Origin of the sequence: Intestinibaculum porci, assembly GCF_003925875.1 — a bacterium.
Lineage (GTDB): Bacteria > Bacillota_I > Bacilli_A > Erysipelotrichales > Coprobacillaceae > Intestinibaculum > Intestinibaculum porci.
The window spans coordinates 1028932-1044856 of sequence record NZ_AP019309.1 but is presented as its reverse complement, the minus strand read 5'-3'; the positions used below and the strand labels follow the sequence as shown (position 1 = coordinate 1044856).

The following is a 15925-nucleotide window of genomic DNA, read 5'->3' as shown; positions in this document are numbered from 1 at the left end:
CTTCTTATCATTATTTGCCAAAGAATGAAGCTGGCTGAATGGAGAAGTATAAAACTTGTCCTTCAGGTGTTGCTTTAAAAACGCTTTTACAGTGGGAAGCAGCGTCTTCAGCAGACAAATCTGATTCTACCTCGAATGTGGCTTTAATGCCTTTCTTTGAGACATATTTGCAGGAAACCTGATCATCTTTGTAACCATCGAAGAAATCAATCAGTTTCTGCGGCTGCGCTGTCTGAAAATAAATTGTATGGGTCATAACCATATCCTCCTTCTCTTTTCGCTATCATTATATACCGCTGAGCATAAAAAGGAAATAGAAAAGTATGGTATTTTTAAAATAAAAGACTATCTTTTTATTGGATGATCAGGATCTACAGTCACTCTTTCAATGCCAGTGCACTGATTTTTCTTATTAAAATGTAAAATGACTCCCCGCAGCTGTCCGACATCTTCCACAACTTTAAAAGGTGTCATAATTCCTTTCAAATCTCGTTCAATGATTGATTCCGCTTCACAGCCAATGACGGAATCATAAGGACCGGTCATCCCAACATCAGTGATAAAAGCAGTGCCTTTAGGCAATAAGCGTTCATCAGCTGTCGCCACATGGGTATGCGTTCCCAAAACTGCATCGACGCGACCATCGACATACATCGCAAAAGCACGCTTTTCTGCTGTCGCTTCCGCATGGAAATCGACAATATGGATATCACTATCATCATTTTCTAAAAGATCATCGATGACTTCAAACGGATTCGCCGTCTTCGGATCCATAAAGGCCAGGCCGAGCAAATTCGTGACACGAATCTTCCGTCCCTGTTTTTCAACAACACGACTGCCCACCCCTGGCAAAGCGCGTGGTCGATTAAGCGGCACCACAAGACGATCCGCGTCGTCAATATAATCAAATAATTCTTTTTTCGAATACGTATGGTTGCCCATCGTTATCACGTCGACCCCATCCTCACAGAGCTCATTATAATGATTACGATTAAGGCCTTTGCCATGGGTGACATTTTCCCCATTGACAATCACCATATCAATAGACCTCTCTTTGACGATTGTCGGCATAACTTCTTTTAAAAGGCGACGTCCTGTCTTGCCAAAGACATCACCGATCATTAATATATTCATAAGTATCTCCTTTCATGAAAAAAACGCTCCCGAAGGAACGTTTTTTATTTTGCAATTTCGTTTGCCCGCAGTTCACGGACCACCGTTACTTTGATATGCCCTGGATAAGTGAGTTCATTTTCAATCTTATCTTTGATATCACGAGCCAGTTTATGGGCTTTTAAGTCATCCACTTTTTCCGGGTTGACAATGACACGTACTTCACGGCCAGCCTGAATTGCAAAGACCTTATCCACCCCATCGAAGCTCTTTGAAATTTCTTCCAGCTTCTCTAAACGCTGAATGTAATTTTCAATCGTTTCGCTTCGTGAACCAGGACGAGCGGCAGAAAGTGTATCAGCCGCAGCGACTAAAACAGAAATTACAGAAGTCGCTGGGACATCACCATGGTGCGATTCAATAGCATTGATAACAACGCTGTTTTCACCCATCTTCTTCGCAAATTTAGCGCCTAATTCAACATGGCTGCCTTCCATTTCATGATCCATCGCTTTACCGATATCATGCAATAAGCCAGCCCGTTTCGCTAACTGCTGATTTAAACCTAACTCAGCTGCCATAATACCCGCAAAATGTGCAACTTCTAAAGAATGCTGGAGACCGTTTTGACCGTAGCTGGTACGATATTTCAGCTTCCCGATCATCATGATTTCGTCTTTCTTCATCTTTGATAAGCCTAATTCGAAGATCGCATCTTCTCCGGCTTTGTACATGATGTCATCGATTTCCTTTTTCGTCTTTTCAACGACTTCTTCAATACGCCCTGGCTGAATACGACCATCTTTAATCAGTTTTTCCAGTGCGACACGCGCTACTTCCCGGCGAACCGGATTAAAACATGACACCGTAATCACTTCTGGCGTATCATCAATAATCAGTTCCGCGCCAGTCGCATTTTCGATTGCACGAATATTACGGCCTTCGCGACCAATGATACGGCCTTTCATTTCTTCACTAGGCAGTGATACGACGTTCACTGTTCGTTCTGTCACTTCTTCCTGGGAATAACGATTGATCGCATCAGCGATAATATCTTTCGCATACAGTGAAGCTTTGGCTTTGGCTTCTTCTTCCTGCTCCTTGATATACGCTGTGACTTCGTTTTCCATTTGGACTTCAACCTGCTTGAAAAGTTCTTCTTTCGCCTGGTTGGCACTCATTGCGGCAATCTTTTCCAGCTCTGCCACTTTTTCGCTGATTTGACTTTTGAGCTGATCCTCTAGTTTGCCTAGTTCCGCTTGTTTCTTATCTAATTGTTGGTTTTTCGCATCTAAGATATCTTCTTTACCCTGTAAAGCGATATCTCTTCGATCGATACTCTGTTCTCTTTGAGAAAGCTGCGTTTCAAACTTCGTTAACTCCAGACGCTCCTTCTTGATTTCCTTTTCTCCCGCCAGCTTATATTCATAAGCCTGGGTTTTGGCATCAAGGGTTGCTTCCTTGATAATCGAGTCTGCTTTCGCATGCGCATCCTCAACAATTTTTTTGGCTTCTTCAGTAGCCTTTGATAACTTAATTTTGGTAAAAATATAATAAGCTAATAAACCTATTAAAACACCTATAATTAAAACCAGAAGAACATAGGGCAATGGGACAGCAATTGGGGTAGTTTCTCTACCGTTCATATGAATCCTCCTACCTATGTATTTATGGGTGTAATGTGACACCTAGTTAATTATATAGTATTTATTTTCTAATTTCAATAATCTCAAGTCATCGATTTCACAATTAAAAAGACGCTTACGCGTCTTTGAGAGGTTTCGCTACATTCATTAAAATGTTATCGGTAATATCATGTTCAATTGTATCTAAGATCAAATCGACATAATATTCAGGATTTTCGTTATACTCTGACGGCGTATCTTCCGGATCTTTGGTCATGACATCCATCATAATACCGACAAAAGCATAGCGATAAAAGGCGATAATGAATTCCGCTTTTTGGCGGTTTTCATCGTTAATGTCATAATGTTCTTCCACATACGTCGTTAATAAAGTAGAAAAAGAATGCCCTAAATAACTCGCCACCAAATCACGATTGCTTGAGTTCACCAAATGCTTAGCGGCCTGATGATGATCGGGCGATTGACAGAATCTCTACTAGCCATATCTACAAAACCCCTGTTATCAGGGGCTTTTAGCTGTCAAATTTTATAAACTATTATGTTGTATGTGTTGTATGTATTTCCCTTTCATGGTAAAATATTAGATATGAGGAGGACTTTTTTATATGAAGCTCTACTACGACAAGCGTCTTAAGGATCCCACATACTATGTCCAGGAGGGAATCAGAAACGGCAAAAAGACGACCACCCGCAATGTAAAAAAGCTCGGCAAACATTCAGAACTTCTGATGGTCACCGATGATCCGGTATCCTACTGCAGAAATGTAATACAAAAAATGAATGAGGATGCGAGATCCGGAAAGCGGGAATACACACTGACGGTCGACTTCAATCAGCGAGTGACAGGACCCGATGATAGCCGGGTAAGCCGCTCACTGTCATCCAACATCGGATACTTCTATCTTCAGTACATTTATAATATGCTTGAACTGGACGGCTTTTTTAGAAATCTTCAGGAAAAGTCCAAGGCGAAATATGACTTTAATTCTGTTAACAGATTTCTTACCTTTGGCAGAATCCTTGATCCTCACAGCAAGTATGGCACCTACGACCGCCTTAATGCCTACTATGAGAATCCTCAGATTGAGTACCATCATTTTCTCCGCTTTCTCGATTTAATTGCAGAAAACCAGGAGGACTACCTTGCGCATCTTTATAAAAAATCACAGAATCTCATAAAGAGAGACATGTCTGTCGTCTACTATGACTGCACAAATTACTTTTTTGAATGCGAACAGGCTGACGATGATGAGATTGATCCGGAAACGGGCGAAGTTACAAAGGGGCTAAGACGCTACGGCGTCAGCAAGGAAAACAGGCCTAATCCTATCGTTGAAATGGGACTTTTAATGGACAAGAGAGGAATTCCTATTTCTATGTGCCTGGATCCTGGCAATACCAGCGAGCAGGAAACGGCCACCCCGCTGGAGGAGCAGGTCATTAAGACCATGGGTAACAGTAAATTCATATACTGTGCCGATGCCGGTCTGGGTTCATACAATATCCGTAAATTTAATTCAATGGGCGGCCGAGCTTTTATTGTCACGCAGTCAGTCAAGAAGCTGTCTGATGCTCTTCAGACTGCTGTATTCAACGACTGTGACTACAGAAATCTCAGTGATGACAATCCAGTGTCAATTGAGGAGCTAAAAACCTTTAAATATGACAAAAACAGCGAACTGAACAGAGCACGCTATGAATCTACAGCCTATAAAGTTTTAAATGCTGACAAGGAGGACATCTTTCTTGGTTATTATGAAATGAAAAAATGCAAAAATGGTAAGATCAGGAAAGTAAAAGCAAAAGGCACTTTAAAGCAGATCGTCATTGTTACGTTCTCGAGAAAAATGATGGACTATCAGAGAAAAGTTCGTCAGAGACAGATTGACAGAGCTAAAAAGCTCATCTCTTCAGGTGATCCAGAGAAGATCAAGAAGGGACCTAATGACGTAAGAAGGTTTATCAAAAATAAAAATAAGACAAAGTCAGCTTATATTCTAGATGAGGAGCAGATTCGAAAAGAAGAGCAGTATGACGGCTATTATGCAGTAGCGACAAATCTTGTTCTTGATCCGGTCAAGGATATTCTTGACATATCACATAAGAGATACCAGATTGAGGACTGCTTTAGAATAATGAAGACTACCTTCAAAGCTCGTCCTGTCTATGTATATAATCCCAACAGAATTAGAGCGCATTTTTTAACGTGCTTCACCGCCCTGCTAGTATACAGACTGTTAGAATGCATGCTTGATGATCAGGGAACACATGTAACAGTAGAAGAGTTGATAGAAACATTAAAAAACATGAATGTGGTGAATGAGCATGATGTTTATTATAGTGCAACATACACTTCAAGCTATACGCTAAAGGCTCTCGAGCAGCTAACAGAGCTGGGGCTTGACTTTCAGTACTACAAGCCAAAGGACCTGAATAAAATTTTAAGAAAAATTTCAAAAAAATTTTTAAAGAGGCAATCACATACAACAAAAAATTGATTAAACAAAAAGCCAGGAAACACCGATAAATAAAGGGAATCCTGGCTTTTGCTCAATTTTTTCTGTCAATTGTGGGATTATATAGTATTTATTTTCTAATTTCAATAATCTCAAGTCATCGATTTCACAATTAAAAAGACGCTTACGCGTCTTTGAGAGGTTTCGCTACATTCATTAAAATGTTATCGGTAATATCATGTTCAATTGTATCTAAGATCAAATCGACATAATATTCAGGATTTTCGTTATACTCTGACGGCGTATCTTCCGGATCTTTGGTCATGACATCCATCATAATACCGACAAAAGCATAGCGATAAAAGGCGATAATGAATTCCGCTTTTTGGCGGTTTTCATCGTTAATGTCATAATGTTCTTCCACATACGTCGTTAATAAAGTAGAAAAAGAATGCCCTAAATAACTCGCCACCAAATCACGATTGCTTGAGTTCACCAAATGCTTAGCGGCCTGATGATGATCAATCGCAAATAAAATAATCGCTTTAATACAGTTTTTCAGACTTTCCCCGCTTTTCAAAAATTCTAATGCTGAGTTGGTCTGACGATCAAAAAACTTTTCCAACAAGTCGTAAATATTATCATAATGATAATAGAAAGTATTACGATTGACACAGCAGTAATCAGCGATGTCCTGAACCGTAATCTTATCGAGCGGTCGCTCGGTCACCAGGTCCATAAAGCCGTTAAGCAATAAATCTTCGGTTGATTTCGGCATCTTTACGCTTCTTCGCTCGTCTCTTCGACAGCTTCCCCGAACATTTCGTTTTTAATACCCTGTTCGACTTCCGCCATAATTTCCGGATGACTTACCAGGAAGGCTTTCGCATTTTCCCGGCCCTGACCAATCTTCTCACCTTTATAGGCATACCAGGCACCAGATTTCTCCACGATATCATACTGCGTCGCTAAGTCGAGTACTTCCCCATCATGGGAAATGCCTTTCCCATAAATGATATCCACCTGTGTGGTCTTAAATGGTGGTGCCACTTTATTTTTCACGACCTTAATGTTGGTTTTATTCCCGATCACTTCGCCATTCTGTTTGATCTGTTCAGAGCGACGAATTTCAATACGTACGGACGAATAGAATTTTAATGCTCGACCACCGGTTGTCGTTTCTGGATTGCCAAACATAACCCCGATCTTTTCACGCAGCTGGTTGATAAAGATCACCGTACAGTTGGTTTTATTCATGACCCCAGAAAGCTTACGTAATGCTTTAGACATCAGCCTTGCCTGTAAGCCCATATTCTGATCACTCATTTCACCATCTAATTCGACTTGCGGTACTAATGCCGCTACTGAGTCAATAACAACCAGTTCAATGACGCCTGAACGCACTAACATTTCCGCAATTTCCAAAGCCTGTTCACCAGAATCAGGCTGTGATAAAATCAGCTCATCCACATCGACACCTAAGTTTTTTGCATAGACCGGATCGATCGCATGTTCGGCATCGATAAATGCGGCTTTTCCGCCTTGTTTCTGACACTCCGCAATGGCATGCAGAGTCAAGGTTGTTTTCCCTGATGATTCTGGACCATAGATTTCAATGATTCGTCCTTTCGGATAACCGCCGATGCCTAGGGCAGCATCAAGCTGCAGAGATCCGGAAGGAATCACATCAATGTCGACTGCTGGACGATCACCAAGACGCATAATACTGCCTTTGCCAAACTTCTTTTCAATTTGTTTTAAGGCATCATCTAAAGCTTTCTCTTTATTATCCACATTGAGCGCTACGGATTTCTTTTCTTTAGCCATAAATGTCCTCCTTATCTTCTATTATCCTTTATTTTTTCAAAACTTTCAATAGATTTACACAGCCTAGGGAAATTGCCTGATCGACAATTTCCTGACGACTTCCAGATAATTCATAGGCAAAGGTATAAACATCATCATAGGCGGCGATGCCAATATAAATTTGCCCTACTTTTTTCCCTTCCATTGCGTCAGGTCCGGCATTCCCCGTAAAAGAGATGCAGACATCGCTATCAAATAATGCCTTCCCATGCGTCGCCATGTCATGGGCAATTTCACTTGAGACCACGCCATAATGATCAATTAATGCCTGATCAATGCCTAATACTTTGTGTTTAATCATCGTCTGATATGACACGACCGAGCCGCGATAAACTTTCGAAATGCCAGGATGCATCCCGATGCGTGAGGCAAAGGTCCCCACCGTAAAGCTTTCCGTGCTGGCAATCTGAATATTATGTTCAATTAAATAAGTGCATAATTCATCCACTTGAAATTCCTCCTTAGAAAAAAGACAAACCATAGGTTCCTATGATTTGTCTCTCATTATACATTAACTTTTTGCAACCGTTAAGATTAATCTTGTAACTGTCATCTTCGATTCCGCATCTGTTAAAGGAATCTGCTGATTATTAATATAGTACTTCGTACCAGTATTATTTCCGCTGCGGACCGTTAACTGACGAAGGGTTGTCGTATCAATAGTCTGTTCAACCGTGTCACCAGCATTATAGATCTTACTTGAAAGACCATTTAAGCTAGCTCCGTTCGCACTGAAGCCTACCCAGCAGCGTGCCCCGAAGACAATCTTCAGTTTTACATTCTTCGTATCCTTAGGTAAAACCATCTGATACTGGAATGTGCCTAAACGTTTGAAAGTCACCTGCGTAGAAGCTTTCTTCTTTGCAGCCTTCTTCTTCGTTTCCTTTTTCTTTGTAGCAGTTGAAGATTTCTTCTTCGTATTGACTTTACCAGTAGCGGTATTAGAAGTATTCGTGTACTTCGTATTTTCACTGCCTGATTTGCCCACACTTACACCAATATAGACAACAGCACAAATAAGTGAAATCAGAACAACCACAATAATCCCACGCACATACTTCAAATGAGGTTTATCCGCATAAACGGATCCTTTGGTGTTGTAATTAGGACGTTCGAACTGGAAGTCTTTTCGTTTTTGTAATTCCTGTTCGCTTTCTTCCGCTTTCTTGTTGGCTTCTTCCTCTTCCTCCGCTTTTAACTGCTGAGTCAAATTCACATAAGCCTGCGTGATCTGATCTTCATCCATATCAAGGGCACTGGAAATTTTTCGCAGATACATCTTGACATATGTTTCATCGCCTTCATAACGATTGAAGGCGCCATTTTCTATATCTCTAATAATCGCAACGGAAAGCATAGTTTTCTGAGAAAGTTCTTCAATCGTCAAACCTTTTTCCAATCGCTTCTTTTTGATTTCTTCACCAAGATTATTCATATGTCCCCTCCTGAAAGAATCATTCACGCTTATTAAAGCACAAAATAATAGTATTTACAACCACCATCAGCATAAAATTCCATTTCTATACTTAAAAACACGATAGAAACTATCGTGTGATGCGTCTGCTCTGATAAGCCGTGTTCTGTTTTTCAATCAATCATTTATCTTAGGTAACCCTACCGCATCGCCATTTTGATTCTTTTGATGCGACTCCCCTACCAAATTTGGGTTTCTATCTCGCGGAGTTTACCAGCTTTTCACCCTTTGTTTTCACAAAGTCATAGTCTCTGTGGCACTTTATGGCGCCCTCCTTATCTTGCGACTTAGGAGTTATGCCGTCGTCATCTTCCGATGCCTAAGCTTATTAGGCTTAGCACGAACACTACAGGCATTCCAGCCTGTGATAGCACGGACTTTCCTCTACTGCTAGCGATTGATTCTCGCAGACACATGAGTTAGTCATTCTTTTTATTAGAATAAACTTCTTTTTCTAACTGAGAAAGACGTTTTAACAAATCGACGTTGCCAGCCATTTTGGCTTCTAAGTTTTGTGCATTCTGCGTTGGTGCCCCCGCTTCTAAAGAAGAAATTTTCTGCTTTAACGCAGCGTTTTCACGCTGCAGGCTTTCAATTTCATCATACGATTCATTGAGCATCGCCGCAAAATTCTCATAATCAGCAACAATAAGATCTAAGAAATAATCAACTTCATTGGCATTATAGCCTTTAAAATCAATCTGAAACTGTTTATTTAAAATCTTCTTAGGACTAAGTTTAATCTTATTTTCCATCTTCGTCACCGCCATTCACATTGTTTTTGCATTCATTCGCGTAGTACATTGTATCATTTATTAAATCGATATGCAATAAATATTTGCGCCTTTGCGAAATAAATGTAACTCTATAACGCGTTTTTTTGACTTCTTTCTTTTCCTTGATGATCTCTTTTTCCCTTCCTATAATAAAGATAAACAATATCAGAAAGAAGGAATATTTATGATACCAAAACACTTATCACTCACCCTTAGCCTTTTCATGCTAGTCATGATGCTTTCACCCGCTTAGTGGGAGGTGTTTAGATTGCTTAGGGGAATAAGAAATTTTCATGGTCAAGAGATGGGAATATGTTATAATGGACGCAAAGGAGAAAAACCATGGTAAACTATCCAAATAAGAAAAAACAGCCAGTAAACCAAAACTGGCCGGTCCATGAGGAAAAGAAGCTTTATACAGCTTATCGTGGGATGAATCTGGAAGAGGATCTCAATGAAAGCAATCGCGCTTATTTAGAGCAGGATATTGCAGTCATTTATAAAAAACCAACACCGATTCAGATCGTCAAAGTCGACTATCCCCGCCGCGCGGCTGCCAAGATTGTGGAAGCTTATTATCAGAAACCTTCAACAACCGATTATAATGGCCTTTACCGTGGGCACTATATCGACTTTGAAGCGAAAGAAACCAAAGTGGATTACTTCCCCTTTAAGAATATCTCAGAGCATCAGATTCTGCATCTCGAGCGGGTGCTCAAGCATGGCGGCATCGCTTTTTTAATGCTTGCCTTTACTTCCCGTGAAGAAGTGTATCTGATTGATGCCTCTTATGTCACGGCTTCCTATCGTAAAGACGAGAAGAAGATCACCTATGTCCAGGCGCAGACTTATGGGCATTTGGTGCGCCAGGGCTTTGCGCCAAGGCTCCATTACTTAGAGATACTTGATGAGTACTATTTAAAGGAGGGCTCATAGTGAAAACAAAAAATCCAAAATTGAATAGTGAAATAAGGAGAAAGGTGCTGATATCGATCATCATCGCCGGCTGTGTCATTATTGCCAGCGCCGGGGTGTATTTTGGGGTCACGGTCTATTCACAGATCAAAGACTTTGATATCAATAACTTAACCACTACAACCACCTCTAAACAGGTTGATGAAAATGGGAAAAGTTATTACACCTATGGCTCCAATCAAGGGAAATATACAAGTTATAATGCCCTGCCGGAAGTCTTTGTCGATGCTTTAGTATCCGCCGAAGATAGCCGTTTCTTCATTCATAACGGTTTCGATATGCCGCGTATCGTCAAAGCTATGCTTTCTAACTTAAAAGCCGGTGGCATCGCCGCTGGCGGGTCGACGATTACCCAGCAGTTAATTAAGAAAACATATTATCCAAATGAAGAAAAAACGATCCAGCGTAAACTTGGAGAAATCATTTTAGCAATCCAGGCTTCCCAGCAGACTACTAAACAAAAAGTCTTAGAGTTATATGTCAATAAGATTTATTTTGGTCGTTCAACCAATACCGTTGGGATCTACGCTGCCAGTAAATATTATTTCAATAAAACGCCTTCCCAGTTAACCCTGCCGGAAGCCGCTTTATTAGCCGGAGCGGTCAACTCCCCTGTTTACTACGATGCTTTTAACAATCTTACAAAAGCTCAGAACCGTCGTAATATTATCTTAGGTTTGATGTATCAGCATGGTTACATTACGAAAAGCGAATACGAAACAGCGAAAGCAACAAAAGTCGCGAACTACTTAAACTCTAAACCATTAACCCAATCGAAAAAATATGCCTCTTATGTTGATCGCGTCAGCCGTGAAGTAAAACAGCTCACGGGTTATGATCCTAATAAGACGAATATGACGATTTACACCTACTTAGATACTGAATTACAACAGTCTCTTGATAACATTGCAGCCGGCAAGACATACACCTTCCCTGATCGCTTTATGCAGATGGGCGGGGTTGTGCAGGAAGCGAAAACCGGTCGTATTATTGGTTTAATGAGTGCCCGCGACTTTAAAGCCGGGAACTACTCTTACGCTTTCTCCGATCGTCATCAGCCTGGTTCTTCGATCAAACCAGTATTGGATTATGCCACGGCATTTGAATACTTATACTGGTCAACTGGTCATATCGCTGATGATACGCGTTATTCAAGCGGCGGCTGGACACCAAAGAACTGGGACCGCCAGTATCATGGCCGCGTCACTCTTTATGAAGCGTTAGGAAAATCATGGAACGCCGCGGCACTCCATACCTTAGCGGATGTTTATAAGAAAGTTGGTAAAACAAAATTAGTCAACTGGCTGAAGAATTTAGGTTATAACATGTCCGATGAAAGCTTCTCATTAGCTTATGGAATCGGCGGCTGGTCGCATGGAACGACGCCGCTGCAGATGGCCGCAGCCTACGCCGCGATCTCTAATGGCGGGGTTTATATTCAGCCTCATACGATTAAAAAAGTTGTTATTAATACCACTGGCGAAACGATCAATGTCGATCAGGAATTACGCAACGATTCACGTCAGGCCATGAGTAAAGCAACGGCCTTCATGTTACGCAATATCATGACGACTTACGTTAAACAGTACAGTGATTACTCTGACTTTGATATCGGTGATGAAATCGGCGCTAAAACCGGGACGTCTAACCATGATGGTTCGATCGCTGGTATTCCTGCCAATAAATCAAAAGATAACTGGCTTTGTGCCTATTCCCCTGATTATGCCTGGTCTTTCTGGGATGGTTATTCTTATAATGATCAGGTCAACCATAAGATGTATATCAGCGGCACTAATCAGGCGAAGATCGTCGCCGCCAAAGTGGCGAAGATTCTCAATACCCGGAAGATGAAAAACTCTTATGAAACACCAAATACCGTTGTTCAGGCAAAGATGATCAGAGGTGTCTATCCTTATCAGTCACCAACCAGTTCAACACCGGAAAGTTCCATTACCACGGCTTGGTTTGTGAAAGGTCATACGCCAAGCGGCAGCGATACTTCGAGCACCACAACATCAACTGATACATTAAATGCATTATCATCATTTAATGCCTCAGTCACTTCAGATAACAAGATCCGCGTCATCTTTGCGGCTTATGATCCATCATCCGATGTTGCAAGCGGCAATGTCGTGTATCGGGTCCAGGTTTTCAAAGGTTCCACAAGTGTGTACTCACAGTCATTAACGACCTCAAGTGCCACGTTAAACTTCACGCCGGAAGCCAATACCACTTATCGGGTGATCGGTTATTACTCACTCGCCAGCGGCGCAAAGACCTCTAACCGTATTTCCCGCTCTGTCACGACCAATAACAAGACTACGCAGGATGCGACTTACACCGTTTCGAGTGCCGGATCTCGAATCACTAATGGGGCAACCATTAATGGTTCAACCATCTACGTGAATACCAGCGGTGATGCCGCTTCTCGTTTAACAATCAGCTGTGGCGGGACAACCCGCACCGTCAACGCCGGCAGCGGCGCAAGCTTCTCCGTGGAAGCAGGACGCAGCTATACCGTTACAGTCACCCAAACAAATAGCGATGGCACTACTAAAAGTCTTGATTCCTTCTCCTTCTCGGTTGCGGCAAGCGATGAAGACAACAATGATAACGAGGATACAGCCAATACGAATCAGGACAATCAGGATAACACTGATGAAACTGAAGAAGTTACAGAATAAGAAAAAAGTCCGAATCAACGGACTTTTTCTTTTACAGATTTTTATGAGGCTCTTTACAAAGATCAACCAAGTGGCATTCTTTGCATTTAGGGTTTTGCGCTTTGCAGACATAGCGGCCAAAGAAAATAAACTGATGATGCAGTTTCATCCAGGAATCTCTTGGTAAAGTACGTTTGAGTTTCCGTTCAACATCTAAAACTGTGTCATCTCTTTTCGCAAAGCCAAGGCGCTTAGAAATACGTTCGACATGGGTATCAACGGGTACACTTGGCACGCCGAAACATTCGCCTAACACGACATTTGCGGTTTTACGCCCTACTCCCGGCAAGGTTGTGAGCTGTTTCATCGTATGGGGGACTTCGCCATCAAAATGTTCGACTAAAGCCTGCCCCATTTTCTTTAATGAACGGGCTTTGGAACGATAAAGACCTAAACGTTTAAGATAGCCTTCCAAATCTTCCAGCGATGCATCGGCATAATCCTGCGCCGTCGGATACGCCGCAAACAAAGCGGGAGTCACCTTATTGACCGCCGCATCAGTGGTCTGCGCTGATAACATCACGGCTACTAACATCTCTAAAGGATTAGAATGCACTAAGACGCAGTGTGCATCAGGGAATAAAGTATTTAATTCAGCAATAATACGGTCCTGTTTTTTCGCAATCATTTTACCACCAGTGATAATTCTTCACTTCATCGCTAAACTGGGATGTCTCTTCATTTTCCTCACGGCGTGTTTTCTTGCCGTATTTGGCCCAGTTCTGCAAGATCCTTTCTACATATCTAAAATTCAAAACATTGGATTTCGCTGCTTCTTTCAGCGCATCGACAATCATCTCATCGTCATAGCCAGAACGTTTAAAATCATTTATGAAACTCACTTCCGTCGCTGATAATGCACGGCCAAAGGTGTTTTCAAACAGACTCACTAAGTTGATTTCTTTCTTTTCTTCAACCTTTTCATGTAAAAGTTTCCGTTTAACCGGTGAGAAATCTAAGACCCCATTGATCCGATCAACATAGTGGGAATTAATGAGATCTAACATAATCGCATCGATTTCCTGCGCTTCTAAAGAAGAGTATTCGCCAATCCGCTGCGGTGTAATGGGAGTCATATTGAGCTCCTCTAAGGTCATCATAATCATTAACAGATGGGTCGCCTGATCGGATAAATGTAAACTCTTGCCTTTCAGCAAGAGTAATTTACGAAAATCAATGCAGTTGTAATCAAATAAATCATAATTCATATGAATACCTCCTACAAATTGTACGATTTAATAAATGTGGCATTATCTAACGAATAATAGAAATAATACAGATGAGAATCATTCTGATATTTGGCAAAGTACATAAATGCCCCATCTTCAAAGCAGACATGGACATTCTTAACCGACAGTTTGTATTTTTTATAAATAGCATCTTTCACCCGTGTTGATGAAGTAATCGCGCCATTATAAGTTTTCACTAACTGTTTCTTTTCATTATAAGCAACTAACTGCGGTTTGTTTTGCACTTTCACTTTTAAAATATAATAAGTGGAAACGCCGTTGTACGTATAAAAGTAACCATCATAATGGTATTTATGCTTTTTGACGATCGCCTCGCGAATATCTTCCTGTTCACTCTGATGTGATAAATAAGGAATATGGACTTCAAACACATAAAAAGAGACAATCACAAATAGAACGACTAAAATGACAATAATGACATTGGTGCGTGGTGTACGTTTGGTTTTTTCTTCTCGCTTTTCCATAAACATCCTCCGATGTCTCATTATATATCAATGCGCGGGTAAAAGAAAGAAGAAGGAAACATCCTTCTTCATTAATCATCACGTGATGAGCCAATCAGTAAAAGGGCATATCTTAACATCGTCGCAAAGACCTGCAACATGCTTGCGACATACGTTAAAGCGGCCGCAAATAAAACCGATTTGGCTCCTTTGTATTCATCATCTTCTAAATAATGCGTCTTTAAAATAGCGAGACCGCGACGTGACGCATCAATTTCAACAGGAAGCGTAACCACCTGGAATAATAAGAGACCACACATTAAGAAGAAACCAAACCAGGCAATCTTTGGCCGACCTAAGAAAAAGCCCATAAAAAAGGCAATCCAGCCAATATAATTCCCAACGTTCGCAAAAGGGACAATGGCATTTCTGAATTTGATCGGCGCATAACCGGTATGATACTGAATCGCATGCCCGCATTCATGAGCTGCCACCGCCATCGAAGCGATCGAGGTGCCTTCGTAAATATCACGGGATAAATTGATGGTCATATTCGAAGGGTTGAAATGATCGGATAATTCCCCTGCCACTTCATTCACCGGGACATCCCGCATGCCATTCGCATCTAAGATCTGTCGTGCGACCATCGCGCCAGTCATTCGCATATGATTGGGCACTTCGCGATAGCGGGCATAAGAGGCTTTAATTTTTATTTGCGCATAAACCATAAAGAGACCCGCTAAAACCACAAAGATCGTGCCTAGCAGATACCAGGGATTTTGCATCATGTAGAGTTCATAAAAGAGATTCATTTTTCTCATCCTTTCTTATTGGTGTTATTATAGCATACAAAATATGAACATGATATGAAGGTACAAAAAAATGACTCTATCAAAGAGTCATCCTTTTTTAGTTCATTGCATCTTTCAATCTATTACTTGGTTTGAAGCTAACTGTGCGGCTAGCAGGAATAGTAATGGTTTCTTTTGTCTTTGGAGACACACCTTTACGTTCCTGACGGTTGTTGACTTTGAATGTACCAAAGCCAGAGATTAAAACCTTTTCTCCGTCAAGCATTCTATCTACCATAGTATCAAATACAGTATTCACTAAGATCTCTGCATCTTTTTTTGTAAGATTTCTTTTTTCGGAAACCGCATCTACTAATTCTTTTTTATTCATGAAAAATCCTCCTCAATGAAA

The 15925-nt window shown here is 41.1% G+C and carries 16 protein-coding genes, 1 other RNA gene and 1 pseudogene; 3 read left to right on the top strand and 15 right to left on the bottom strand.

From position 1 onward, the window contains the following. Positions 1-10: 10 nt before the first annotated feature. The 4 genes and pseudogenes from SG0102_RS05100 to SG0102_RS05085 form a co-directional block, all read right to left on the bottom strand. The gene (locus SG0102_RS05100; RefSeq protein ID WP_125118959.1) at positions 11-256 is read right to left on the bottom strand and encodes a hypothetical protein; all 246 of its coding nucleotides are present in this window, start codon (positions 254-256) and stop codon (positions 11-13) included. Positions 257-345: 89 nt separating this feature from the next. Continuing rightward, positions 346-1134, bottom strand: a complete 789-nt coding sequence (locus SG0102_RS05095; RefSeq protein WP_125118958.1) for a TIGR00282 family metallophosphoesterase — start codon at positions 1132-1134, stop codon at positions 346-348. Between the two features lie 44 nt (positions 1135-1178). Next, the gene (rny, locus tag SG0102_RS05090; protein ID WP_125118957.1) at positions 1179-2759 is read right to left on the bottom strand and encodes a ribonuclease Y; all 1581 of its coding nucleotides are present in this window, start codon (positions 2757-2759) and stop codon (positions 1179-1181) included. A 115-nt stretch (positions 2760-2874) separates the two neighbouring features. Then, a pseudogene (locus SG0102_RS05085) lies at positions 2875-3201 on the bottom strand (TetR-like C-terminal domain-containing protein); the annotation flags it as partial. 163 nt (positions 3202-3364) lie between these two features. Here SG0102_RS05085 and SG0102_RS05080 point away from each other — a divergent pair. Continuing rightward, positions 3365-5257 (top strand): IS1634 family transposase, encoded by a 1893-nt coding sequence (locus tag SG0102_RS05080; RefSeq protein ID WP_125118955.1) that lies wholly within the window; start codon positions 3365-3367, stop codon positions 5255-5257. 142 nt (positions 5258-5399) lie between these two features. Here the strand turns inward: SG0102_RS05080 and SG0102_RS05075 are convergent, their stop codons facing one another. The 6 genes from SG0102_RS05075 to gpsB form a co-directional block, all read right to left on the bottom strand. After that, positions 5400-5993: a TetR/AcrR family transcriptional regulator gene (locus tag SG0102_RS05075; RefSeq protein WP_125118954.1), complete on the bottom strand. Its 594-nt coding sequence runs from the start codon at positions 5991-5993 to the stop codon at positions 5400-5402. A 2-nt stretch (positions 5994-5995) separates the two neighbouring features. Next, positions 5996-7042, bottom strand: a complete 1047-nt coding sequence (gene recA, locus SG0102_RS05070; RefSeq protein WP_125118953.1) for a recombinase RecA — start codon at positions 7040-7042, stop codon at positions 5996-5998. A gap of 28 nt (positions 7043-7070) precedes the next feature. Next, complete coding sequence (locus SG0102_RS05065) at positions 7071-7529, bottom strand: CinA family protein (RefSeq protein WP_125118952.1); 459 nt, start codon at positions 7527-7529, stop codon at positions 7071-7073. A 63-nt stretch (positions 7530-7592) separates the two neighbouring features. Then, a complete protein-coding gene (locus SG0102_RS05060; RefSeq protein WP_125118951.1) occupies positions 7593-8516 on the bottom strand; it encodes a helix-turn-helix domain-containing protein in 924 nt (307 codons plus the stop codon). 133 nt (positions 8517-8649) lie between these two features. After that, an RNA gene (gene rnpB / locus SG0102_RS05055) (RNase P RNA component class B) lies at positions 8650-8960 on the bottom strand. Between the two features lie 14 nt (positions 8961-8974). After that, positions 8975-9310, bottom strand: coding sequence for a cell division regulator GpsB (gpsB, locus tag SG0102_RS05050; protein WP_125118950.1), 336 nt, complete (start codon positions 9308-9310; stop codon positions 8975-8977). A gap of 363 nt (positions 9311-9673) precedes the next feature. On the opposite strand from gpsB, the gene SG0102_RS05045 reads away from it, so the two are divergent. Together SG0102_RS05045 and SG0102_RS05040 are read left to right on the top strand one after the other, a co-directional pair. Beyond that, a complete protein-coding gene (locus SG0102_RS05045) occupies positions 9674-10267 on the top strand; it encodes a Holliday junction resolvase RecU (protein WP_125118949.1) in 594 nt (197 codons plus the stop codon). Further along, on the top strand, positions 10267-12990 hold the full coding sequence (locus tag SG0102_RS05040) for a transglycosylase domain-containing protein (RefSeq protein ID WP_125118948.1): 2724 nt from the start codon (positions 10267-10269) through the stop codon (positions 12988-12990). Before SG0102_RS05045 ends, SG0102_RS05040 begins: the two co-directional genes overlap by 1 nt. Positions 12991-13021: 31 nt before the next feature. Here SG0102_RS05040 and nth read toward each other — a convergent pair whose 3' ends face one another. The 5 genes from nth to SG0102_RS05015 form a co-directional block, all read right to left on the bottom strand. Continuing rightward, on the bottom strand, positions 13022-13657 hold the full coding sequence (gene nth, locus SG0102_RS05035; RefSeq protein WP_125118947.1) for an endonuclease III: 636 nt from the start codon (positions 13655-13657) through the stop codon (positions 13022-13024). Position 13658: 1 nt separating this feature from the next. After that, a complete protein-coding gene (locus SG0102_RS05030) occupies positions 13659-14237 on the bottom strand; it encodes a DnaD domain protein (protein ID WP_125118946.1) in 579 nt (192 codons plus the stop codon). 11 nt (positions 14238-14248) lie between these two features. Beyond that, entirely contained in the window at positions 14249-14743 is a 495-nt protein-coding gene (locus SG0102_RS05025) for a hypothetical protein (RefSeq protein WP_125118945.1), read from the bottom strand. 71 nt (positions 14744-14814) lie between these two features. Next, on the bottom strand, positions 14815-15534 hold the full coding sequence (locus tag SG0102_RS05020; RefSeq protein ID WP_125118944.1) for a zinc metallopeptidase: 720 nt from the start codon (positions 15532-15534) through the stop codon (positions 14815-14817). Positions 15535-15631: 97 nt separating this feature from the next. Next, positions 15632-15904: an HU family DNA-binding protein gene (locus SG0102_RS05015; protein WP_125118943.1), complete on the bottom strand. Its 273-nt coding sequence runs from the start codon at positions 15902-15904 to the stop codon at positions 15632-15634. Positions 15905-15925: the final 21 nt, after the last annotated feature.